The following is a 23,732-nucleotide window of genomic DNA, read 5'->3' as shown; positions in this document are numbered from 1 at the left end:
GTAAATGAGTACAGGTAAAATTATTCAGGTAATTGGTGCTGTTATCGATGTGGAATTTTCTCGAGATAACACTCCAAAAGTATATGATGCTTTAAATGTAGAAGAGACTGGTCTAGTACTAGAAGTACAACAACAGATTGGTGATGGTGTAGTTCGTACTATTGCTATGGGATCAAGTGATGGTCTTAGACGTGGCATGGAAGTTAAAAATACTAATGCTCCTATTTCTGTTCCAGTTGGACAAGGTACTTTAGGACGTATTATGAATGTTTTAGGTGAGCCAATAGATGAGGCTGGGCCGATCGAATACACTGAAACAAGATCTATACATCAAGCCCCTCCAGCGTATGATGAGCTCGCACTGAGCACAGAAATCTTAGAAACAGGTATCAAGGTAGTTGACCTTATTTGTCCATTCGCTAAGGGTGGTAAAGTAGGTCTATTTGGTGGTGCTGGTGTTGGTAAGACTGTAACAATGATGGAGCTTATTAACAACATTGCTAAAGAACATAGTGGTTATTCAGTATTTGCAGGTGTGGGTGAAAGAACACGTGAAGGTAACGACTTTTACTATGAGATGAAAGATTCTAATGTATTAGATAAAGTATCTCTAGTATATGGTCAGATGAATGAGCCACCAGGAAATAGATTAAGAGTAGCTCTTAGTGGCCTGACAATCGCGGAAGGTTTCCGTGATGAGAAACGTGATGTATTGATGTTCATTGATAACATCTATCGTTATACTTTAGCAGGTACAGAAGTTTCTGCTTTATTAGGTCGTATGCCTTCTGCGGTAGGTTATCAGCCAACTCTAGCTGCTGAAATGGGTGCATTACAGGAGAGAATCACATCTACTAAGACTGGTTCAATTACTTCAGTTCAGGCTGTATATGTACCAGCAGATGACTTGACAGATCCATCTCCAGCGACTACTTTCTCTCACTTAGATGCGACGATTGTATTGTCACGCCAAATCGCTGAGTTGGGTATTTATCCTGCGGTTGACCCTCTAGATTCTACATCTAGACAGCTAGATCCTTTAGTTGTTGGTCAAGAGCATTATGAAACAGCTCGTGCAGTACAAAAAGTACTACAAAGATATAAAGAGCTAAAAGATATTATTGCAATTCTAGGTATGGATGAATTATCTGATGAAGATAAGAAAACTGTAGATAGAGCGCGTAAGATCCAAAGATTCTTATCGCAGCCGTTCCATGTTGCTGAAGTATTTACTGGAAATCCTGGTAAGTTTGTATCATTGAAAGATACTGTTGCTAGCTTTAAGGCTATCGTTAATGGTGAATATGATCATTTACCAGAGCAAGCTTTCTATATGGTTGGTTCTATTCAAGAAGCGATTGAGAAAGCAAAAACTCTATAAGTAGGGTAAAAATATGACAAAAAATTATCTAAAAGTTGATGTTGTAAGTCCTTTAGGCTCAGTATTTAAAGGTGAGGCTGATATTGTAAGCTTGCGTGGTAGTGCTGGTGAAATGGGTATTGCTTATGGACATACTGAGTTACTATCAACTATGCCTGCTGGTGTTGTTAATATCAGAAAAGATGAGCATACAGATGTGTTATATGTGTCTGGTGGAATTCTAGAAGTGACTCCAACACGTGTAACTATTATGGTTGATGATATGGAAAGAGCAGAAAATCTTAACCAAGCAGAAGCAGAAAAAGCTAAATCTAGGGCAGAAAAAGCACTTAAAAATCCAGATGCATCTAAACTAGATATAGAAGATGCAAATAAAAGACTAAAAGAGGCTGATGCTCGTCTAAAAGCTCTTAACTCTTCTAAAGGTCTATATTATTCTAAAGATAATTAATAATTCATTTTTCTATATTTCTCTTATTTAATGGTAAAGTTGTATAAAACTGCTTATAAAGTTATAATGAACTTTTAGGTTTTACAGTTTTTAGTATGCTGCAGTTTAGTATAAAAACCTCTCTAATAACCATATTATTACTGATTTTTTTAAATACTCTTTTTGCTGAAGTAGTCACTAAACCTGTAGTGGCTCAGCAAGCTACTAATAATCAGCAAAGTGATAAATTCTTAAGCTTATCTTTAGTAAAAAATAAAGAATCAGATATGCAGCATGCAACAGATTCACCTTTGACAGATCAAGCCATCAAACTGATATTTCCACAATTAAATAAGTTGATATCTGAGTCAAAATTTGTTGGAGTGTCAGGAGTTTTTGCTGAGAAATTGAATGTTTGTGTTTATAAGAATAAATGTTCTTTAACTCAAAGTGAAATAGAAGGACTTGTAGTTGCAGGGTTTTTACCAATATGGGGTAAGAGTAGTTCTTATAATATTTTCGGTCATCAAGTAACAACAGAGCCGATAGATATATCAATACCAAATACTCAAGATTACTGTGATAAACATCCTGATGTTTGTAAATATAATGTAATAATTGCTGCGTATTTGACTTACAGTAATAGTGGTGGTTTTAAGCTAGCCTTTAGCCAAGGAGATAGAGCATCGGAGAAAGTTTATACTCCAGGGCAGTTAAAAGCTTTTATTGCTTATATGAAATCAAAAAATAAACGTGTATTAGTTTCTTATGGAGGGCTTAGTTCTCATATTGACTGGAATTCTATAAACTTTGATGGGCTCAAATCTTTGATACAGAGTTATGGTTTTGATGGTGTGAACTTTGATTTGATTGGTACAGAGATCCCTAATAGCAATAAGTCAGCAAAGATAGCCGCAAGTAAGATAATAGACTTTGTTATTTCTATGAAACAGCTAAATCCAGACTTTTGGTTAACATTTTCACCACAGTGGGATTATATACTTGCACCAGTAGCAAAAAATGGTAAAGACAATATTTATACCAATGATAATTATATTAACTTATTAAGATATGTAGGGATTGAAAATATAAATTATATCTTATTGAATACCTACTCTGATAAGGCTTCCGATCAGATATTTAGCTTCTACAAGGGTGCTGATGGTAGATACTTAAAAATTATGCCATTAGATGGTTATGATGAGTTTCTAGCTTCGCTTGCATGGGCATTAACTACTCAAGAAGGTAGAGATGCTAATTTAGCAAAATATAGTGAAGATAGTTTAATTAGAATACCAGCTGATAAACTAGTATTTATTATTCCTGCAATGAAAGGAGCTGTCCACAGTGGTATGGTTTATGTACTAAATAAGCAAAATATTGATACAGCTATTTCACTAATGAAGGAGTATCAGGCTTCATTTGCTGGATTTGCACTTTGGAGTATTGATTTTGATTCTATGTCAATTAAAAAAGGAATTCTTGGTAAGAATTATACCCACAAAGCTTGGAGTATGACAAATTCGATATCAAAGATAAAACTTCCAAAGGTTTATAAGGATAAAGCTAAAAGTAAGAAGCTTAGTAATATCGACAAAAATGATAATCCTAAAAATAAACCAAAAATAACTAGTAAGCTTGCTATTAATTATCCTAGTCAAGTAGGCTTTTATACAGCAGATACAATTGTTAGTTATCATAATAAAAAATATAAATGTGCTTCTAGCTTAGACTTGAAATTATGCAATGATAAGAGATATATTCCCGATAGTGCTATGGGTCAATTAGTCTGGCACAAATTAGATACTTTTAGAAATAAGCAAATAGCAAAAAAAGAGCCTAAAGTAGCTATTAAGGAAGATGCTATAGTTTATCCAGCTAAAATTGGCAGTTATAAATCAGGACAAATTGTTTTAGCCGCAGGAAGAAAGTTTAAATGTTTAACTCAGAAAGAGAAGCAATGTAATGATGCTTCATACTCTCCATTTGACAAGAAGGGATATGTGGCTTGGGCTAGTATCCCTGAAAATAGTGCTCTTCCAGAAAGTGATAAACATGAGCACGTATATCCTGAAGGCATTAAGAATTATAAGGGTGGTGAAGTTATAATCGCTGGGGGAGAGTATTACCGATGCAGGATTGGTCCTGAGTCGAGCTTGTGCCAAGAGACTGCATATAGTCCTTTAGGCAAGTATGGTGATGATGCTTGGGTAAGAGTTACAGATGATTAATTATGAATATTTGCAAATTAAAATTATTTGAATGAATCATGAGTAGTAGCTAGAAAATAGCTAAAAGTGTATTGTGAAGATTGTTAAATTGAATCTATTAGCTCTTGAAGTTCACCAGAATCTTTCATTTCCATAATTATATCGCAACCACCAACTAGCTCACCTTTAACCCAAAGTTGAGGAAATGTTGGCCAATCAGCATACTTTGGTAAGATAGCTCTTATATCTGGGTTCTCTAAAATGTTTACAAAAGCAAATGGCTTACCACATGATCTTACAGCTGTTGCTGCGTGAGCTGAGAAGCCACATTGAGGTAAATTAGGAGAGCCTTTCATATATAAAATAATATCATTTTCTTTTATTTGCTTTTCGATTCGATCTACAACTTTTTGCTCTTCTGGTGTATACATTGCAAAGTTTCCTTTTGTTTATTAGCTAAGTAAGTTTAGAAATTTAGTTTAAAAGATGATAGCATATTATATTAAATTGGTATAGTATGAAAACGTTACAAATATTTTAAAAATAAGTAAAAGGAGTATGCAAATGAAATTTGAATTACCAAAATTACCTTATGCTAATAATGCGCTAGAGCCTGTAATTTCACAAGAAACTATAGAGTATCATTATGGTAAGCATCATCAGACATATGTTACTAACTTGAATAACTTGGTAGAAGGTACTGAGCATGCAGGTAAAACTCTAGAAGAGATCATTAAAACATCTTCTGGTGGTTTATTTAATAATGCTGCTCAAGTTTATAATCATACTTTCTATTGGAACTGTTTTTCTCCAAACAAAACAGAGCCGTCGAGCCAGTTAAAAGCAGCTATCGTAGAGACTTTTGGTTCTTTTGATAAGTTTAAAGAAGAGTTTTCTAAGACTGCAGTGACTACTTTTGGCTCTGGTTGGGCTTGGTTAGTAAAAAATTCATCAGGTAAGTTAGAGATTCTAAGTACAAGTAATGCTGGTTGTCCTTTAACTGATAATAAGCGTCCATTATTAACTTTTGATGTTTGGGAGCATGCTTATTATATTGACTATCGTAATGCTAGACCTAAGCATATCGAAGCTTTATGGGATATTGTTAACTGGGAATTTGTATCTGAACAGTTTGCAAAATAGTATCTATGTTCAAAGGTAAATTATCTCTAATCTCTTTTATTGCTGGAGTGTTGCTAATATTCTTAGCAATGTTAGTAGTAATATTTTTTCCAAGTCTTAAAATTACTAAAACTACAATGAATATAGTTTTGTTAGTCCTTCTAATTCCTTGGGCTGTTTTTATTGTATCGATATTCTTTGGTAATAAAAAATAAGAATTGATTTATCTAAGATCAGCCATTAGCTTGATTTTCTCTTTAAATAAATAAATAACTATAGAGATTACAATTCCTACGATAAAGCTAAATACAAATAATCCTTCCCAGCGATAAAGACTTTGTATATATCCAGCAAGAGGTCCTACTAGAACTCTTCCTAGCGAATCAATAGAGCTTAAGATAGCAAATTGGGTAGCAGAGAATTTCACATTAACCAGACTCATTATCATAGCAACTAGTATTGCTGTTCCCATTGCACCACAGAAATATTCTACTGCTACTGAAGAAACCATTAGGTAATAGTTCTTACCAACTATTGCTAGTAAAGCATAAGTTAAGTTGGCACATGCCATAATGATACTAAAATATAGGAAGCTCTTATATATGCCTATTTTTTTAGCTATTAAGCCTCCTATAACTAATCCAGCTATAGAAGGAAGTAGGGCAAAGGCTTTGTATGCAACAGCAATTGTAGTTTTATCAAAACCAAGATCAACAAAAAATAGGGAGTTTAATGAGAAGGCTATAGCATCAGCAAGCTTATATGTAATAAGGATTACAAGAATTATAATAGCTGTATAAAAGCCTTGTCTAGTAAAAAACTCAATAAAAGGTAGCGTAAAGGCTTGTTTGAAGTTTTTTGGAGCTTCTTGGTACTGGCTTTCCTTTAATAAAAGGGTGTAAAGTGGACATATAATGAAAAAAGGTATTATCATCAACCATGCTAGGTTCCAGTTGTTATTTAACTTTTCTACTATAATTAAGATGATTGATCCTGTTACAAGCATACCTATACGATATCCCATTACTGCAACAGCATTACCAAGAGCTCTTTCTGATTCTGTTAGAATCTCTGTTTGATATGCGTTTATAGCTATGTCTTGAGTGGCAGATGTAAAGCATATTAGAAAACCAATAAAAGCTATTATAAAAGGAGAGTTTGCAGGAGAAAATCTGCTCATAGCAGCTATTAACAAGATTAGTATTATTTGTGTTAGAAGTATCCAACCTTTTCGACGTCCAAATTTGGGTATTTTTATCCTATCTAAAAAAGGAGCCCATAGATATTTGAATGTATATGGCACGGCAATAAGAGTTAAAAAACCAATATCTTTAGTTTCTATGCCATTATCTTTGTACCAAAGGAAAAGAGATGATGCAGTAAGCATCAAAGGAAATCCTGAAGCATAGCCTAAAATAAGCATACTAAACATTTTAGATTGCTTAAATGGAGCTATTAGCTTTTGTGATAGAGTTGGTTTATTAGTCATTTAGATTCATACGAGTTTATAGGTAAACTAATAAAAGACTAATTTAAATTAAAGAAAAAGTAAATAGATTGATTGATAATAGAAATTATTAGAGGTCTCTACTAGTTTCACCAGTATAAAGTTGTCTAGGACGGCCAATTTTCTGTGCTGGGTCATTAACCATTTCAATCCATTGAGATATCCATCCAGAAGTTCTAGCAAGAGCGAATATCGCTGTGAACATATCTTCAGGGATGCCCATTGCTTTTAAGATAATACCTGAATAGAAATCTACATTAGGGAAAAGTTTTCTTTCAATAAAGAACTCGTCTTGTAATGCGATTTCTTCAAGTCTTTTAGCAATTGTTAAAAGAGGGTTATCACTATTACCAAGCTTAGCTAATATTTCCTCACAGTTCTTCTTCATAGCTGTAGCTCTTGGGTCTGTGTTTTTATATACTCTATGACCAAAGCCCATTAGTCTAAATGGATCATCTTTATCTTTAGCTTTCGCAATATATGTGTCTATATTGTCAATGCTACCTATTCTAGATAGCATTTTAAGAACTGCTTCATTAGCGCCGCCGTGAGCAGGTCCCCATAGGGCTGTTATACCTGCGATAATAGCAGCATATGGAGATGTTCCTGTTGAACCTGATAATCTCACAGTAGAAGTTGAAGCATTTTGCTCATGATCTGCATGAAGCATAAAGATTGTATCCATTGCTTTTACATGTAGTTCATCTGGCTTGTAGTTTTCATCATCAGCAAACATCATGTAGATGAAGTTCTCTGCATATCCGTATTCTGGTTTAGGATCAAGTAGTTTTTTGCCTTGATTATGTCTATAAGCCATAGCTGCGATTGTAGCAATTTTTGCCACAATGTTTTTAGCAACTTCATCTTGAGCCTCTTTTTTGCCATTTTGGATATATTCTGCCGCTAAAACATTAACACCAGCAATTAATCCAGACATTGGGTGAGTGTGTTTTGGTAAAGCAGATATTGCAGCTTTAACATGCTCACATACTGTCATTTTAGAAATAATTTCTTTTCTGAAGCTTTCTCTTTGCTCATCAGATGGTAGTTTGCCATATATTAGAGCGTAGCAAAGAGTTCTGTAGTTAGATTTTTCTGTCCACTCTTCTATAGGATAGCCTCTATGAAGAAGAACACCTTTGCCTCCATCGATATATGTTATCTTTGATTCACAAGCAGCTGTTGACATAAATCCAGGGTCATAAGTGAAAATTCCGTGTTTTACTAGTGATGAAACATCTATACAATCATTCCCCAGACTAGGAGAGTGCACTGGTAATTCTATTTCGATATTTTTTGCTTCATATTTAAGCGTTGCGTATTTGCTCATTAAAATTGGCCTCCACGTAAAAAAGAGTTAATGAAAAAATCATATAAATGTGGTTTTACAATATAGAAATTGCAATAAAAAGACACCAGTTGTTAAAGTGAATAATACTAATTCGGTATCGCCACAGGGGAATAATAAGCTAAAGATTGCCTATTTGCAAATATCTTTTGCAAATAAAAGCTATTGTTAATAAAATTGTACATCTTTGTTAGTAAAATTACATTCTCTGCTATAACTTTGTATTGAATAGTTTTGCTATTTTTGATAGCAACTGAAAATAAGACTAAAACTTTACTTAAAAGTTTGAATTTGATTCTACAAAAATATATTATTAGAATGTTGTATAATCATTAGTTTGAGTCTAGTTTATTTATATATAAAAATTGCTTCGGAGGGACGTCGAGCGTGAAAAAAATTACCAACATTGACTTAATGTCAATAAAATCGTACAAATTCCCTGTTACTGCGATAAGTTCTATCTTACATCGTATATCAGGGGTGATTCTGCTTATTGCTATACCTTTGGTGGTTGTGGGAATGAATTATTCCCTTGCAGGGCCTACTGGTTACGAGAACACTGTAGCTGTATTAACAAAAAGTTGGGTTAGTATATTTTTTTGGTTGTTCTTATCTGCAATAACTTATCATGTATATGCTGGGATCAGACATATGATTATGGATATGGGCTTTGGTGAGAGTATGACTGTTGCTAAAATCACATCTTTAATTGTAATCGTTTTAGGTGTTTTATCAGCTATTCTTTGGGGGTGCTACTTATGGCTGTAATTTCATTGACTTCTTCTGGTATTAAGGACTTTTTTGTCCAACGAGTTACGGCTGTAATTATTGCTGTTTACTTTGCATATCTCTTAATTGAAGCATTATGTTTATCTCATTCTGGTAGCTTAAACTATGATAGTTGGAGAGGCCTTTTTACTGATGGGATATTCTTTAGAATCGCTACACTTATCGCTTACTTAGCAATGTTTTTCCATGCGTGGGTAGGTATATGGATTATTTGTGGTGACTACATTAAGTGTGCATGGGCCTCTGCTCTTGTAATGCTGAGTTTTGTTTTGGTTTATGTATTCTGCTTTTTTTGGTTATTTACAATTTTATTTTTCTATTAAGAGGTTGTTTTTATGAGTATAGCTACACAAGAATTTGATGCTATTGTTATTGGTGCTGGTGGAGCAGGCCTAAGAGCAGCATTTCAGTTATCCCAGTCTGGGTTTAAAACTGCTGTTGTTTCTAAAGTTTTTCCTACAAGATCGCATACTGTTGCAGCTCAAGGTGGTATTGCAGCGGCTTTAGGGAATATTAAATTTGATGATGATCTTCCTTCTGATGATTGGAAGTGGCATATGTATGATACGGTGAAAGGGTCTGACTATATTGGTGACCAAGATGCTATTGAGTATATGTGTGAACATGCACCACAGTCTATTATTGAATTAGAGCATATGGGGATGCCTTTTTCACGTTTAGAAGATGGTAAGATATATCAACGTGCTTTTGGTGGGATGTCAAGAAACTTTGATCCTGCAAATCAAGCGAAAAGAACGTGTGCTGCTTCTGATAGAACAGGACATGCGTTACTACATACACTTTATCAAGGTAACTTAGCACATAAGACTAACTTTTACACTGAGTGGTTTGCTGTTGACTTAGTCAAAGCGGATGATGGTAGTGTATCAGGAGTTATTGCTTTATGTATCGAAACTGGTGAGACAGTGTTCTTAAAGTCAAAACTAACTATATTGGCAACAGGTGGTGCTGGACGTATATATGAGTCTAGTACAAATGCTTATATCAATACTGGTGATGGTATGGGACTGGCTTTAAGAGCTGGTATTCCTCTTCAAGATATGGAGTTTTGGCAGTTCCATCCTACAGGTATTGCTGGTGCTGGTGTTTTAGTTACAGAAGGTTGCCGTGGTGAAGGTGGTATCCTACGTAACAAAGATGGTGAAAGATTTATGGAGCGTTATGCTCCTAATGCAAAAGATCTTGCTTGTCGTGATGTTGTATCAAGAGCTTCGCAACAAGAGATTATGGAAGGTCGTGGTGATACGTTCAGTGGTTCAAACTGTGTGTGGTTAGATTTGACACATCTTGGTGAAGATGTGATTGATGAAAGATTACCTACAGTTAGAGAGCTTGCTAGGACATTTGCAGGTGTTGACCCTGTTGAGAAACCAATCCCTGTTGTGCCAACGTGTCACTATCAAATGGGTGGTATTCCTACTAATAAACATGGTCAAGTTATCACGCAAGAGAATGGTAAAGATAAAATTATTGGTGGATTGTATGCAGTTGGTGAATGTGCTTCTGTATCTGTTCATGGTGCTAATAGATTAGGTAGTAACTCTTTACTTGATTTGGTTGTGTTTGGTAGAGCTGCTGGTATGCATGCTGAGCAAAGCTTAAAAGAAGGTATGGCTATTAAAGAGGCTTCTCAAGAAAATATCGAAAAAGCAACAGCTAGAATTAAGAAGTGGGATTCTTCTGAAGAAAGAGGTTGTAAAGAAAAAATTTCTGAGCTTAGAAAAGAACTTCAGCAAGTAATGCAACAGTACTTCTCAGTATTTAGACAAGAAAGTACAATGAAAGAAGGGTTAGATAAGCTATATGCCCTAAGAGATAGATTAGAAAATGCTGTTTTAGAAGATAATTCTAGAGTATTTAATATGATGAGAATCGAAGCGCTAGAGCTTGATAACTTAATGTTAACAGCAGTAGCTACAGCAAAACTTGCTCTAGAAAGAACAGAGTCAAGAGGTGCGCACTCAAGAGTAGACTACCCTGATAGAGATGATGAGAATTGGATGAAGCATACGCTATACTTCTTAGATGGTGATAAAACATCTTCACGTGGTGTGAATATGTCTCCAACTAAAGTTAAAGCTTTCCAACCAGCAGAACGTAAGTACTAATTACAAGGATTTAATATAATGGACGTAAGATTTAAAATTTATAGATATAATCCAGAAGTTGACAAAAAACCTTATTATGATGAGTATACTGTTTCAGTAGAAAATGAAGGTGTTAAAGTTTTAACAGCTCTTGAGTTAATCAAAGAGCAGGATCCTACTCTAGCAATGAGAAGATCTTGTCGTGAAGGTGTTTGTGGTTCTGATGGTATGAACATCAACGGTAAAAACCGTTTAGCGTGTATTACTTCTATTGGTGAGTTAAGACAGCCTATCAAAGTAAATCCACTACCTGGTCTACCGGTTGTTAGAGACTTAATAGTTGATATGAAGCAGTTCTATAAGAACTATGAAAAAGTTAAGCCTTATCTAATAAACAATGATGAGCCACCTGTTAAGGAAAGATTACAATCTCCTGAAGATAGAGCTAAGCTAGATGGTTTATATGAGTGTATTTTATGTGCTTGTTGTACTACATCTTGTCCATCTTTCTGGTGGAATCCAGATAAGTTCATAGGGCCATCTGGATTATTACAGGCTTATAGATTTATTGCAGACTCAAGAGATACAGCTACTGAAGAAAGACTTGAAGATTTAAAAGATCCGTTTAGTCTATTTAGATGTAGAACTATTATGAACTGCGTTTCAGTTTGTCCAAAAGGTTTAAACCCAACAGAAGCTATTGGTAAAATAAGATCTGCATTATTAAAAAAGAATGTGTAAAAAATTAAAACCTGTATTTAGGTATTTATATGGAAAAAAAACAATCAGAATTTAGTCAATGGCTAGATACCACACAGTTCTTTGGTGGTAATCTAGAATATCTTGAATCAATATATGATGATTACATTTCGGGCAACCATGAAGGGATAGATCCTAAGTGGTTGTCCTTTTTTGATTCTGTAGCTACAGCAACAGATACTGTTCATAGAGATTTAGTTGATGAGTTTAAAAACTTAGCTAAGCATAAAACAGGCAGTACGATTGTCGTTGGTGAGAATGATATAACTTTAAAAGCAAAATCTTTAATTAAATCATATCGTTCACATGGCTATAAGTCAGCAAATATTGACCCTTTAGGTCTTACAAAGTTTGATAGAGATTCTGGACTTGAATTGTCTGCTCATGGTTTGTCTGATAGTGATTTATCAGAGCAAGTGAATCTAGGAGATTTTACTAATAATAAGTCAATGCCTTTAAAACAGGTGATTGAAAAAGCTAAAGCTATTTATGAGTCAAATGTTGGCTATGAGTATAGATATATTGGTAATAAAGAAGAAAAGCTTTGGTTGCAAGATAAAATAGAAAACTCATCTCCTGCAAATAGTGATGAAAAAAAATGGATCTTACAACAGTTGGTTGCAGCTGAAGGTCTAGAGAAGTATCTTGCTCTTAGATATGTTGGGCAGAAAAGATTTGGTTTAGAAGGTGGTGAATCTCTTATTCCATCACTGCAACATATTATAGAAAAATCAGTTGCTAAACATGAAACACGTTTTGTGCAACTAGGTATGGCGCATAGAGGTCGTTTAAACGTACTTGTAAACATTCTAGGGAAAAATCCTAAAGAATTGTTTGAAGAGTTTGAAGGTAAGCGAAGTGAGAAAAGTTTATCAGGTGATGTGAAGTATCACATGGGCTACTCTAACTATAGAAGTATAGATGGTAAGGAGGCAAAGATTGCTTTAGCGTTTAACCCATCTCATCTTGAGGTTGTTGATCCTGTTGTTGAAGGTGCAGCTAAGGCTATTCAAGATAAACTTGAAGGAAATGTGCATAACAAGGTTTTACCTATATTGATCCATGGCGATTCTGCTTTTTGTGGACAAGGTATTGTAATGGAAACATTTGGTTTTTCATTGACAGAAGCATATGGAACAGGTGGTACTGTACATCTAGTTGTAAATAACCAAATAGGTTTCACAACAAGCAGTAAATTTGGTGTTAATAGAAGTAGTAACTACTCAACAGATATCGCTAAAATGGTAGATGCTCCTATTTTCCATGTTAATGGAGATGATCCAGAGGCTGTTGTTAGAGTTGCCGATATTGCACTAGAATATCGTATGAAGTTCAATAAGGATGTTGTTATTGATCTAGTTTGTTATCGTAGAAACGGTCATAATGAAACAGATGAACCTTCAGGAACTCAGCCAGAAATGTACGAGGTAGTTAAGAAACTTCCTACTACTTTAAAACAATACAGTGAAAAGCTAGTAAAAGAAGGTACTGTAGATAATGACTTTATTTCTAGACTAAATTCAGGATATCGTAGTAAGCTAGATGAAGGTAGAGTTACAGTTGATATTCTTGATAGAAGCACAGTTAAAGATAAGCTAAAGGTTTGTGATTGGGTGCCATACATAGGTAAGCAAGAGACTAAGTATGACTATAAACCAATATCTAAAGAGACTCTTAAAGAGCTTGCATTAAAAATGAGTACAGTTCCAGATGAGATCAAAGCTCAAATGCAAGTTAAAAAAGCTATTACAGATAGAGTTAAGATGGCTAATGAAGAGCTACCTTTGAATTGGGGCTTTGCCGAGAGTTTAGCGTATGCAACAATACTTGATCAGGGATATCCAGTGAGAATCTCTGGTGAGGATAGTGGTAGAGGAACTTTCTCTCATCGTCATGCTGTAGTTAAAAATATGGATACTAAATCACCATTAAGAGAGTATATCCCATTAGAGCATATCAATGAGAAAGCTAGGTTTGATGTTATAGATTCAACTCTTTCAGAATATGGTGTTTTGGGTTTTGAGTATGGTTATAGCTGTTATAGTCCGGATTCTTTAGTAATTTGGGAAGCGCAATTTGGTGACTTTGTAAATACGGCTCAGGTTGTGATAGATCAGTTCCTTGTTGCAGCAGAAGAGAAGTGGGGAATCTTATCGGGATTAACATTATTCTTACCTCATGGCCAAGAGGGTGCTGGGGCGGAGCATTCATCTGCAAGATTAGAGAGATTTTTAAGCTCATGTGCTAATAATAATATGCAGGTTTGTACACCTACTACTCCAGCTCAAATATATCATCTTTTAAGACGTCAAGTAATTAGACCTTTAAGAAAGCCTCTAATAGTGATGACACCGAAGAGTTTACTAAGAAATCCTATGGCAGTTTCATCTCTAGATGAGTTAGCTACAGGAAAGTTTGAGCCAGTAATTGATGATGCAAGTGCTAAGGCAGATAAGGTCAAAAAATTAATACTATGTAATGGAAAAGTGTATTATGATCTTATGAGTAAGAAGCAAGATGCACATGAAGATATTGCTGTAGTAAGATTAGAAGAGCTATATCCTTTCCCTAGAGAGGAAGTGGCTGAGATTTTTGCTAAATATAAAAATGCTGAGAAAATTGTTTGGTTACAAGAAGAGCCACAAAATAAAGGAGCTTGGTATAACATCAGACACTTTATTGAAAGGCTTGTTGGCAAAAATCAAGAATTACTGTGTGTTGCTAGAGAAAGGTCTTCTACTCCAGCAGTTGGTTATCATGCTCTTTACGTTAAACAGCAAGAAGAGATTATAAATAGAGCTTTAGAAATATAAAATAAATTATTACTAGGAGTAAGAAATGATTGAATTAAAAGTACCTATGTTTCCTGAGTCTGTAGCAGATGGCACATTAGCTCAGTGGAATAAAAAGGAAGGTGACTTTGTAGAAGAAGGTGATATTTTAGCAGAAATAGAAACAGACAAAGTCGTATTAGAAGTTCCGGCAACTGCTAGCGGTGTCTTAAAAGATATTAAGAAAAACGAAGGTGATATCGTTCTTTCTGAAGAAGCTTTAGCTAATATCGATACAAATGCTTCTGCATCACAAGAAAGCTCGAAAGAAAGTGCCTCTCAAGCAGAAGCACCGCAACAACAAACTTCAACAGGTGCTGAGATAGATGTTAAAGCTCCTGTTTTCCCTGAATCTGTAGCAGATGGTACAATTTCGGAGTGGCACAAAAACGAAGGTGATGCTGTTTCAGAAGGTGATATCATAGCAGAAATAGAAACAGATAAAGTTGTATTAGAAGTTCCAGCGACATCAAATGGAACATTAGTGAAAATATTAAAGCCAGCGGGTGAAACTGTTCTTTCGGCAGAATTGATCGCTAAGATCGCTGAAGGTACTGTAGCAGCTCCATCTAAAGCAGCTGAATCTAGTGAACAGCAAGCATCAGCTTCAAGTGATAATGATCCACACCTAGTACCTTCTGCACGCAAAGCATTTAATGCTAGTGGTTTAGACTCGGCTGCAAATATACAAGGCACAGGTAAGAAAGGACGTATTACATCTGATGATGTTAAAAAAGCTGCAACAGCTCCAAGTAGTGCTGGACAATCAGCTCCAGTTGCACAGCAAGGTCCTAGATTTGAAAAACGAGTTAAGATGACTCGTCTACGTCAAACTATCGCAAATAGATTAGTACAAGTACAGCATACAAATGCTATCTTAACTACTTTCAATGAAGTAGATATGACAGCAGTTATGGAGCTTAGAAAGAAATATAAAGATATGTTTGTTAAAGAACATGACACTAAGCTTGGCTTTATGTCTTTCTTCATCAAAGCTGCAACAGAAGCTCTTAAGAAGTTCCCTGATGTTAATGCTTCTATTGATGGCGATGAAATTGTTTATCATAACTACTTTGATATTGGTATAGCGGTTGGTACAGATAGAGGCTTAGTAGTTCCTGTTCTAAGAGATACAGATACTAAATCTTTAGCTGAGCTAGAAGCAGATGTACTTGACAAAGCTATCAAAGGTCGTGATGGTAAATTAGGCTTAGAAGATATGCAAGGTGGTACATTTACTATTACAAATGGTGGTACATATGGTTCTATGCTATCTACTCCTATCATAAACTCTCCACAAAGTGCTATCTTAGGTATGCACAATATTGTTGAGCGTCCTATGGTTGTAAATGGCGAAATCAAAATCCGTCCAATCATGTATTTAGCATTATCTTATGATCACAGAATTATTGATGGCGGTACTTCTGTAAGATTCTTGAAAATGATCAAAGAATTATTAGAAGATCCAAATAGAATTCTTCTTCAAGTATAATTTTTCATTTTTTAATTTTTTTTCTAAAAGGTATTTTTCCATGAGTTTAGATTTTATAAGAGATAAGATTGTTGCTGTGCCTGATTTTCCTAAGCCAGGTATTATGTTTAGAGATATTACTCCTCTACTAGCAGACCCTAATGGTTTGAAAGCTACGGCTCAAGCTATGGCTGAAGAGTTGAAAAAAAATGAAATTAAGCCAACAGTGATAGCAGGAACAGAAAGTAGAGGGTTTATCTTTGGAGTAGCATTAGCCGAAGTTTTAGGCTTAGGATTTGTTCCTGTGAGAAAACCTGGTAAGCTTCCTAGAGAAACTTATAAAATAAGTTATGATTTAGAGTATGGCAGTGATAGCCTAGAAGTACATAAAGATGCATTTACAGCAAAAGATAAAGTTCTAGTTGTCGATGATTTATTAGCTACTGGAGGGACTGCAAAAGCAACAACTAAACTTATAGAAAAAACACAAGCTGAGGTCGCATCTCTTATTTTTGTCATGGAACTTGATGGTTTAGGTGGCAGAGAGGCTCTAGAAGGTTATAATGTATCTGCATTATTAAAATTTTAAGAGGTATACTATATGGCAAAGTACTTTGGTACAGATGGAATCAGAGGTGAGGTAGGTAACTCAACTATCACCGCTGAGTTTATGCAGAAACTAGGTAATGCTGTTGGTTCTTTAATTAATGATAAAGGCTACCCTAAGTTTGTAGTTATAGGTCAAGATACTCGTAGCTCCGGTAGACTTCTTAAGTTTGCTTTAGTTTCTGGACTAAATGCTGCTGGAATTGATGTAATAGACTTAGGAGTTGTACCAACTCCAGTTGTAGCGTTTATAACTGTTAAGCATAAAGCTACAGCAGGATTTGTAATTACAGCATCGCATAATAAATTTACTGATAATGGTGTTAAGCTCTTTTCATCTGATGGCTTTAAGCTTGATGATGCTTTAGAAGAAGAAGTTGAGGCTAAAATAGATAGTAGCTTCATCTATCAGCCTGAATATAAGTTTGGTAGTTATAAAGTTCTAGAAAGCTCTATTGATGAGTATATAGCTGAAATGCATGAGCGATTTGGAAGTTTAGTAAATTATAAAGGCAAAGTTGTTGTTGATTGTGCTCATGGCGCAGCATCACATAAGTTTGAAGCATTACTTGATAAGTTTGGTGTTGATTATGTTTCAATCGCATCTAATCCAGATGGTGTAAATATTAACGTTGAATGTGGCGCTACGTGTATGAGTAATATTAAATCAGCTGTAAAAGAACATAATGCTGATTTAGGTATTTCTCTAGATGGAGACGCAGATAGAATAATCATAGTGGATGAAAATGCACAAGAGATTGATGGTGATGGCATTTTGAACATCCTTGCACAACATAGTGATATCTGTGGGGGAACAGCTGGAATAGTTGGTACACAGATGACAAATATGAGCTATGAAAATCATTATAAAGCTAACAATATCCCATTTATACGTTCTAAAGTCGGTGATAGATATGTCCTTGAGGATCTAAAAAAGTATGGCTACAAGATTGGTGGCGAATCATCAGGTCATGTAATTAATTTAAACTTTGGAACAACAGGTGATGGCCTATTTACAGCTATACAACTGTTAGCAATTTTCTCACAAGCAGATAAGCCTGTTTCTAAGTTTAAGTTACAAGGTGAGCTTATGCAACAAACCTTAATTAATGTGCCTTTAACAAGAAAAGTTTCGGCCCAAGACCTAGAGAAAATGGCTAATGATGTTGCAGAAGTAGAGCAAAGATTAGCTGATAGAGGTAGAGTCTTATTGAGACCTTCTGGAACTGAACCTGTATTAAGAGTTATGGTTGAAGCTGACGATAAAACTCTAGCTTTAAAAGAAGCAGAATATTTAGTAGAACAAGTAAAACAGAAATTGGTGTAGATATGCAAAAATTAATTATGGGAAACTGGAAAATGAATGGTAACTCTGCAAGTATAAAAGAGCTTTGTAGTGGTATCTCTCAAGTAAGTTATGATAGCTCAAAAGTTAATGTAGCTGTTTTTCCATCAAGTGTATATGTTAAGGAAGTAATTTCTCAACTACCTGAAGATGTAGGTGTAGGTTTACAGAATATTACTTTTTATGATGATGGTGCTTACACAGGTGAGCTTTCAGCAGATATGTTACATGATGTTGGATGTGGCTATTTGCTAATAGGACATTCTGAGAGAAGATCTTTATTTGGTGAGACAGATCAGGATGTTTTCAAAAAGCTAGAGAAAGTTATAGATACAGCTATCGTGCCTGTGGTGTGTATTGGTGAGTCATTAGAAGATAGAGAAGGTGGTAAGCTAGAGCAAGTCTTAGCAACTCAGTTAGAACTAGTTTTAAGTAGGCTTTCTATTGAACAATTAGCAAAAGTTGTTATCGCTTATGAACCTGTTTGGGCAATAGGAACAGGTGTTGTAGCATCTTTAGAACAGGTACAAGAAACTCATCAGTTTATCCGTTCATTAGTAGCTAAAGTAGATGAAAATCTTGCTAAAAATATGAAAATAGTGTATGGTGGTAGCCTAAAAGCTGGAAATGCTAAAGATATATTAAGTCTGCCTGATGTTGATGGTGGTTTAATTGGTGGAGCATCTCTAAAAGCTTCTGAGTTTAACGAAATAATAAATCAAGCAAATAAAATATGTACGGAATAATTTTAACTATAGATATTATCGCAGCTATTGCAATTGTTGTATTAGTTTTATTACAACAAGGTAAAGGTGCAAATATGGGAGTATCTTTTGGTGCTGGCGCTTCAAATACAGTTTTTGGAAGTAAAGGTGCAGCATCTTTCTTATTTAAGATGACAGTATTTTTCACAGCGTTGTTTTTTGTATGTTGTCTTAGCTTAGGATACTTAGGAAAAAGCTCTAATTCACCTGTTGTTGCTAGTTCTACTAGTTCTGAAAAGTCTATCGCTAGTCAATATGATCAGTATCAACAAGAAGTCTCTAAGGCTTCAGGTGTTAAAAACGGAACTACTCCAAAGAAATAAATAATAATCTTTTTATTTGATTTTTTGCACTGGTGGTGGAATTGGTAGACACGCCATCTTGAGGGGGTGGTGTCCATAGGACGTGTGGGTTCAAGTCCCACTCAGTGCACCAAAAAAAATATTCTTTAGAAAAATATATTATTCTTTTAATTTTATAATTAATATATAACTATGCTTTATTATAAAGTTGAAAATTTAATATGAAAGATGTCGTCAAGGAAGTTGTTGATAGAAATATTATTGAAGGTACTCGATATTTTATATCTTTAGTTGAGCTTGGCTCATATACAGCAGTCAAAAATTTTTATTCTGTCGAAATAAATACAGTTCGAAGTAAGCTTGAAATATTAGAATCCTTTTTAGGAATTAAATTAACACAAGCAAATAGTAACAAAATAGACATAACAAAAGATGGGATGAAGTATTATTCATCATGTCATCGGCTTTATACGGATTTAGAAAGTAGTATTTTAAGTGCTAAACATAGAGGCATAGATAAATTAAGTTACATACGAGTTTATGGCACTAGAGTCTTTGTAAATTATCTATTACAAAATTTGCATGAAATGGATGTAAGTAAGAAACATACTTTTACTTTTGATAGTTATTTACTATATCAGTCAAACACTTACTTTTATCACTTAAATAATTATGATATTGCAATTATAACTTCTAAAGATTTAGATAAAATAGATCAAGATCGATGGATAATATGTGCAAATATTGATTCAGCTAGTTTACCCTCAAGGGTCTATGCGGGAGAAGAGTTAATTAAGCAATATGACCTAGATAACAAACCTAAAAACATATTAAAGGTACCTTTTGTCTTTAGAAGAGATTCTATCAATGACCAAAGCTTAAACTTTAAGTTTGATGATGATACTAACTTTTTGATAAAGAATATCGGATATGTAGTAGAGGATGATAGTCAAAAAATAAAATTAATACAAAATAATTTAGCAGCGGGCGTTTTAGTTGAAAATTATAATGAGATTTCAGAATCATTATCTATGAGATCAATTAAAGGAATTTCTGTTAAAACTTTTCATGATAGGCAAACAGTAATTGTTTCAAAATATCTCAAAGATAGGGCAAAAATAGTTAGATTTTTAAAAGATCAAATTGATAAGTACATAAATATGGTTTTAAAGAGTGGTGCGTAATAGAACTGGTGATTATATTTTTAATCTAAGAAATTGATTTTTAAAATTGTAAATGTTAGGCTCGAATAGATATTTAAGATGAAATAAAAGGGTTATTCATGAAGAAAATAATATTAAAAATATCAGGAATTGTTTTATCAATGACTATATTAGCTACAACTGCATTTGCTGATGATATTCCTCCTTCAGGTACTATGCCTATTAGTAAGATTGTTGCTAATATATATGCTCAGGGATATGGTGGGATTAATGAAGTAAAATATGATGATGGTGTTTATAAAGCTAAGGTCATTAATAAAGATGGTCAAGAACAGAATTTATATATAGATCCGACCACAGGCACTGTTCCAGCCCAGAAATCTAAAGTAAAACAGATAAATATGATCCAAGCAATAAAAAATGTGCCTAAAGATAGATGTAAAACTATTACAAAAATTGAAAATTCTAACGGGGCTTTTAAGGTAGAATGTTTAGATTCTAATAATCAAGAAGTTAATGTAGTTATTGATGCGATAAGTGGCAAAGTTTCTCAAGTTAGATATGATGACTAAATAAAAAGATTAATACAATCATTTAAAAATAAGTATCCTTTTTGTGTCGGTCTAACCTGATTATCTATAATTTCAAATAAGCCTTTATTTAAACCAACTTTTAGTTTCTCTTGAATAGTCTCTCTAGATAAAAATGTTTGCTTTTCAAATGTTTCTAAAGAGAAGCCATTTTTTAGTCTGAGTGTATTTAGCATAAATTCATAAATTAAATCATGCTTTGCAACAATAGTAGAATCTTTTACAAAGTTTTTTGCCTGTGTGTATATCTTAGGATGTTTATGTTTCCAAGACCTTTTTATTTCTTGTGTTTTAAGATTTGTAATTTTACTGTGGGCTCCAGCTCCGATACCAATATAGTCACCAAACATCCAGTAGGTGGAGTTATGCTTTGACTGTAGGTTATTTTTTGCATATGCAGAAATTTCATATTGCTTATATCCAGAATCATCAAGAAGCTTTTTACCTGTTATTTCAATATTTTCTAAAGTTTCTTCATCTGGTAGTTTTGGAGGTCTTGCTGCAAAGAGAGTGTTTGGCTCTATAGTTAGTTGATACCATGAAACATGTGTTGGTTGCATTGCTATAGCTTCTGAAATATCAAATATTCCATCATCAAAGCTTTGATTTGGTAGACCATGCATAATATCTATATTAAAGTTTGAAATTTTCGATTTTTTTATTTCTTCGATAGTATTATAAACATTCTCAGTATTATGGATTCTACCTAAAATCTTGAGCTTTTCATCTTGGAAGCTTTGGACGCCTAAAGATATTCTATTTATGCCAATATTCTGATAGCTTGAGATAGAACCTCTTTCTACTGTTCCGGGATTCATTTCTAAAGTTATTTCACAGCTATTACTAAGGCGAGCATTTTTGTTGATATGCTCTAAGACTTTTCCAAGATATTCGGGTTTAAATAAAGATGGCGTCCCACCACCCACAAAGATACTAATTACTTTTCTACCTTGTAGGTCATCAATATGACTATCAAAATCTGCAATAAGTTGTTTATAGTATTGCTCTGATAGGTACAAATCATCCTTTATGGCATGTGAGTTAAAGTCACAATATGGGCATTTACGCACGCACCAAGGAAAGTGAATATATATGGCTATTTGTTTATCTATTTCAAACATTATTATGCCTTAAAGATTAAGAATTTACTTACTACAAATGTATAGACAGCAACTAGTCCCATAGTTATAAATAAAGCTAATAAATATTGTATTTTTAGTAGGTGAAGAAGCACATAATAGATGAACTCATTTAGGCATAAGCCTATCATGACATTTATAAAAAACTGGGAAGCTGCTTTTTTGTGCGATTGTGTAGTGGTTGAGAATGTCAGAAATCTATGACCAAAATAACTAACATTAAAGGCGATTAAAAAAGCAAAGAAGTTCGCTACCAAAGGTCTGAAAATATCTAATTCGACAAGGATCCATACTATTACGAAGTTTGTTATTGAGGCTAAAATGCCAACAAGAAGAAAGAAGGAAAGTTGTTTTTTTATCATTGCTTATGGAGTTTTATGTTTATTGTTTATATTATAACTATTAGTAATGATTTTATAAGAGAAAGTTGGGATGCAAATAATAAAATATCAATTAGGGGTGGTAGAAAATTTACCTTCATCAGCTAAATATATGATGTTTAATCTTAAAAAGGATGTGGATATAAACTTTGGTCTAAAAGTCTTGCAAAGGTTTGTTGATGGTAAACGTGTTGTGGCAGGATTTGGTAATGATCTTTTGAAAATGTTTGATATACCTAAAGATGAAGATTATCAAAGAGCTAGGTTTAATAGTGAAAGAATGTCAGATGATGATGGATATGATTTAGTATTGTGGTTACGAAATGATGATAGAGGAGAGTTATTTCATAATGCTATAGGTATTAGAAAAGCTCTTGGTGATTATTTTGATTTTGAGAAAGTTATTTCAAGCTATACATATCATGGTAAATATGATCTTTCAGGTTTTGAGGATGGCATAGAGAATCCTAAAGGTGAAGAAGAAGTTCCAGCTGCTATAGCTGTGGATGGGGATTTAGAAGGATCAAGCTTTTGGGTACTTCAACAATGGTTACATGATTTTGATTGGTTAAATAGTGTAAGTCAAACACAGAAAGAGGAGTGTATAGGTAGGTCATTAGATGACTCACATCAGTTTAAAGATTTAAAAGATTTTGCCCATGTAAAAAGATCTGCAAAAGAGAATTTTGAACCAGAAGCATTACTTTTAAGAAAATCGATGCCCTGGTCGGATAATGATTTAAATGGAGGGTTTATGTTTTCAGCATTTGCTCCCTCATTTAGATCTTTTAACTTACAGATGGGAAATATGCTTGGTGGTAGTGATGGTATCGTTGATGGAGTATTTCAGTTTTCTAAAATCGTTGAAACTAGCTATCTGTGGTGTCCACCTTTTAAAAAAGGCAGGTTAGATCTATCAATGTTTAGAGGTTAGTTAGGGGAAAGATATGCAAAACAAAGTATTAAAATGCTTGTTAGTAATCCTGGTAACAATTGGTTTAGTGGCTTGTGGCGTAAGTAAGAAAGAAGCAAACCAAAGTGTTACTTATGCAGGCGATTATGAAAAGTCAGGATTTAAGCTAGGAGAGTATGGATCGGACCAAGGATCTTTGAGCTTATCTGCTACTCAAGTAAAAATAACATGTCCAAAAGGATACGTTATACCTACTGCTATTAGTACTCCAAGTTTTGGTGCTAAACTACCTCAAGCGACATGTGATAAAAAAGAAGGTTGTCAGGCAGTGATGGTATTACTTGTAAATCCTAAAACATTCTCAGTTAAAAAAATATCTGTTTCTGCTGATAAGCTTACAGATATGCAAGCAAATAATAATATAGCTTTAGGCGCTATTTGTGTCAAAAAAGATCAAGAGAAGAACTGGATTTAAATCTAATAAATTAATTAACATTAAAAAAGTTGACTTGTTGCAACTTTATTTTGAATGCTAATGTTTTTCGCATTGTGTGATACTAGTTCTTCAGCATTT

At 34.1% G+C, this 23,732-nt stretch carries 24 protein-coding genes and 1 tRNA gene; 20 read left to right on the top strand and 5 right to left on the bottom strand.

The features are described from left to right. Positions 1-4: 4 nt before the first annotated feature. From atpD to FIP56_RS09385, 3 genes are all read left to right on the top strand, one after another. Positions 5-1,381 carry a F0F1 ATP synthase subunit beta gene (gene atpD / locus FIP56_RS09395; protein WP_072713340.1) on the top strand — a complete coding sequence of 459 codons (1,377 nt, stop codon included), beginning with the start codon at positions 5-7 and terminating at the stop codon, positions 1,379-1,381. A 13-nt stretch (positions 1,382-1,394) separates the two neighbouring features. Beyond that, complete coding sequence (locus tag FIP56_RS09390; RefSeq protein WP_192578646.1) at positions 1,395-1,832, top strand: F0F1 ATP synthase subunit epsilon; 438 nt, start codon at positions 1,395-1,397, stop codon at positions 1,830-1,832. Positions 1,833-1,927: 95 nt separating this feature from the next. Beyond that, entirely contained in the window at positions 1,928-4,042 is a 2,115-nt protein-coding gene (locus FIP56_RS09385) for a chitinase (protein ID WP_192578645.1), read from the top strand. Between the two features lie 83 nt (positions 4,043-4,125). Here FIP56_RS09385 and grxD read toward each other — a convergent pair whose 3' ends face one another. Further along, complete coding sequence (gene grxD / locus FIP56_RS09380; RefSeq protein ID WP_150467515.1) at positions 4,126-4,452, bottom strand: Grx4 family monothiol glutaredoxin; 327 nt, start codon at positions 4,450-4,452, stop codon at positions 4,126-4,128. 133 nt (positions 4,453-4,585) lie between these two features. Between grxD and FIP56_RS09375 the strand changes: the two genes are divergently transcribed. Further along, the gene (locus FIP56_RS09375; protein ID WP_192578644.1) at positions 4,586-5,164 is read left to right on the top strand and encodes a Fe-Mn family superoxide dismutase; all 579 of its coding nucleotides are present in this window, start codon (positions 4,586-4,588) and stop codon (positions 5,162-5,164) included. A 5-nt stretch (positions 5,165-5,169) separates the two neighbouring features. Further along, a complete protein-coding gene (locus FIP56_RS09370; protein ID WP_192578643.1) occupies positions 5,170-5,358 on the top strand; it encodes a hypothetical protein in 189 nt (62 codons plus the stop codon). Positions 5,359-5,366: 8 nt separating this feature from the next. On the opposite strand, the gene FIP56_RS09365 is transcribed toward FIP56_RS09370, so the two are convergent. Together FIP56_RS09365 and FIP56_RS09360 are read right to left on the bottom strand one after the other, a co-directional pair. After that, positions 5,367-6,632, bottom strand: a complete 1,266-nt coding sequence (locus FIP56_RS09365; protein ID WP_192578642.1) for an MFS transporter — start codon at positions 6,630-6,632, stop codon at positions 5,367-5,369. Between the two features lie 88 nt (positions 6,633-6,720). Beyond that, positions 6,721-7,980 (bottom strand): citrate synthase, encoded by a 1,260-nt coding sequence (locus tag FIP56_RS09360; protein ID WP_192578641.1) that lies wholly within the window; start codon positions 7,978-7,980, stop codon positions 6,721-6,723. Between the two features lie 432 nt (positions 7,981-8,412). Between FIP56_RS09360 and sdhC the strand changes: the two genes are divergently transcribed. The 13 genes from sdhC (at position 8,413) to FIP56_RS09295 (ending at position 20,708) form a co-directional block, all read left to right on the top strand. Beyond that, a complete protein-coding gene (gene sdhC, locus FIP56_RS09355; RefSeq protein WP_209451879.1) occupies positions 8,413-8,766 on the top strand; it encodes a succinate dehydrogenase, cytochrome b556 subunit in 354 nt (117 codons plus the stop codon). Next, positions 8,742-9,110, top strand: a complete 369-nt coding sequence (gene sdhD / locus FIP56_RS09350) for a succinate dehydrogenase, hydrophobic membrane anchor protein (protein ID WP_209451841.1) — start codon at positions 8,742-8,744, stop codon at positions 9,108-9,110. Before sdhC ends, sdhD begins: the two co-directional genes overlap by 25 nt. Positions 9,111-9,122: 12 nt before the next feature. Further along, positions 9,123-10,916, top strand: a complete 1,794-nt coding sequence (gene sdhA, locus FIP56_RS09345) for a succinate dehydrogenase flavoprotein subunit (protein WP_192578638.1) — start codon at positions 9,123-9,125, stop codon at positions 10,914-10,916. A gap of 18 nt (positions 10,917-10,934) precedes the next feature. Next, positions 10,935-11,636, top strand: coding sequence for a succinate dehydrogenase iron-sulfur subunit (locus FIP56_RS09340; protein ID WP_192578637.1), 702 nt, complete (start codon positions 10,935-10,937; stop codon positions 11,634-11,636). A 29-nt stretch (positions 11,637-11,665) separates the two neighbouring features. Further along, on the top strand, positions 11,666-14,467 hold the full coding sequence (locus FIP56_RS09335; RefSeq protein WP_192578636.1) for a 2-oxoglutarate dehydrogenase E1 component: 2,802 nt from the start codon (positions 11,666-11,668) through the stop codon (positions 14,465-14,467). Between the two features lie 25 nt (positions 14,468-14,492). Next, entirely contained in the window at positions 14,493-15,977 is a 1,485-nt protein-coding gene (gene odhB / locus FIP56_RS09330) for a 2-oxoglutarate dehydrogenase complex dihydrolipoyllysine-residue succinyltransferase (RefSeq protein WP_192578635.1), read from the top strand. Positions 15,978-16,017: 40 nt separating this feature from the next. Further along, complete coding sequence (locus FIP56_RS09325) at positions 16,018-16,545, top strand: adenine phosphoribosyltransferase (protein ID WP_192578634.1); 528 nt, start codon at positions 16,018-16,020, stop codon at positions 16,543-16,545. 12 nt (positions 16,546-16,557) lie between these two features. Continuing rightward, positions 16,558-17,889, top strand: coding sequence for a phosphoglucosamine mutase (gene glmM, locus FIP56_RS09320; protein WP_192578633.1), 1,332 nt, complete (start codon positions 16,558-16,560; stop codon positions 17,887-17,889). A gap of 2 nt (positions 17,890-17,891) precedes the next feature. Continuing rightward, entirely contained in the window at positions 17,892-18,653 is a 762-nt protein-coding gene (gene tpiA / locus FIP56_RS09315; RefSeq protein ID WP_192578632.1) for a triose-phosphate isomerase, read from the top strand. Further along, positions 18,641-18,994 (top strand): preprotein translocase subunit SecG, encoded by a 354-nt coding sequence (gene secG, locus FIP56_RS09310; protein WP_192578631.1) that lies wholly within the window; start codon positions 18,641-18,643, stop codon positions 18,992-18,994. The genes tpiA and secG overlap by 13 nt, the downstream gene beginning before the upstream one ends. A 26-nt stretch (positions 18,995-19,020) precedes the next feature. Next, positions 19,021-19,106, top strand: a tRNA-Leu gene (locus tag FIP56_RS09305). Between the two features lie 88 nt (positions 19,107-19,194). Then, the gene (locus FIP56_RS09300; protein ID WP_192578630.1) at positions 19,195-20,157 is read left to right on the top strand and encodes a LysR family transcriptional regulator; all 963 of its coding nucleotides are present in this window, start codon (positions 19,195-19,197) and stop codon (positions 20,155-20,157) included. Positions 20,158-20,255: 98 nt separating this feature from the next. Beyond that, positions 20,256-20,708 (top strand): PepSY domain-containing protein, encoded by a 453-nt coding sequence (locus tag FIP56_RS09295; protein ID WP_192578629.1) that lies wholly within the window; start codon positions 20,256-20,258, stop codon positions 20,706-20,708. Here the strand turns inward: FIP56_RS09295 and hemW are convergent. Together hemW and FIP56_RS09285 are read right to left on the bottom strand one after the other, a co-directional pair. After that, entirely contained in the window at positions 20,705-21,847 is a 1,143-nt protein-coding gene (hemW, locus tag FIP56_RS09290) for a radical SAM family heme chaperone HemW (protein WP_192578628.1), read from the bottom strand. The two genes, FIP56_RS09295 and hemW, sit on opposite strands and share 4 nt — an antisense overlap. 2 nt (positions 21,848-21,849) lie before the next feature. Then, a complete protein-coding gene (locus FIP56_RS09285) occupies positions 21,850-22,227 on the bottom strand; it encodes a GtrA family protein (RefSeq protein WP_192578627.1) in 378 nt (125 codons plus the stop codon). A 70-nt stretch (positions 22,228-22,297) separates the two neighbouring features. Here FIP56_RS09285 and FIP56_RS09280 point away from each other — a divergent pair, with 70 nt between their 5' ends. Both FIP56_RS09280 and FIP56_RS09275 read left to right on the top strand, forming a co-directional pair. After that, positions 22,298-23,179 (top strand): Dyp-type peroxidase, encoded by an 882-nt coding sequence (locus FIP56_RS09280; RefSeq protein ID WP_192578626.1) that lies wholly within the window; start codon positions 22,298-22,300, stop codon positions 23,177-23,179. 13 nt (positions 23,180-23,192) lie between these two features. Further along, positions 23,193-23,633, top strand: coding sequence for a hypothetical protein (locus FIP56_RS09275; RefSeq protein ID WP_192578625.1), 441 nt, complete (start codon positions 23,193-23,195; stop codon positions 23,631-23,633). Positions 23,634-23,732 lie beyond the last annotated feature (99 nt).

The sequence above is a fragment of the Francisella sp. LA112445 genome (assembly GCF_012224145.1).
In the GTDB taxonomy this organism is placed as follows: domain Bacteria; phylum Pseudomonadota; class Gammaproteobacteria; order Francisellales; family Francisellaceae; genus Francisella.
This window is presented reverse-complemented; position numbering and strand designations above follow the sequence as displayed.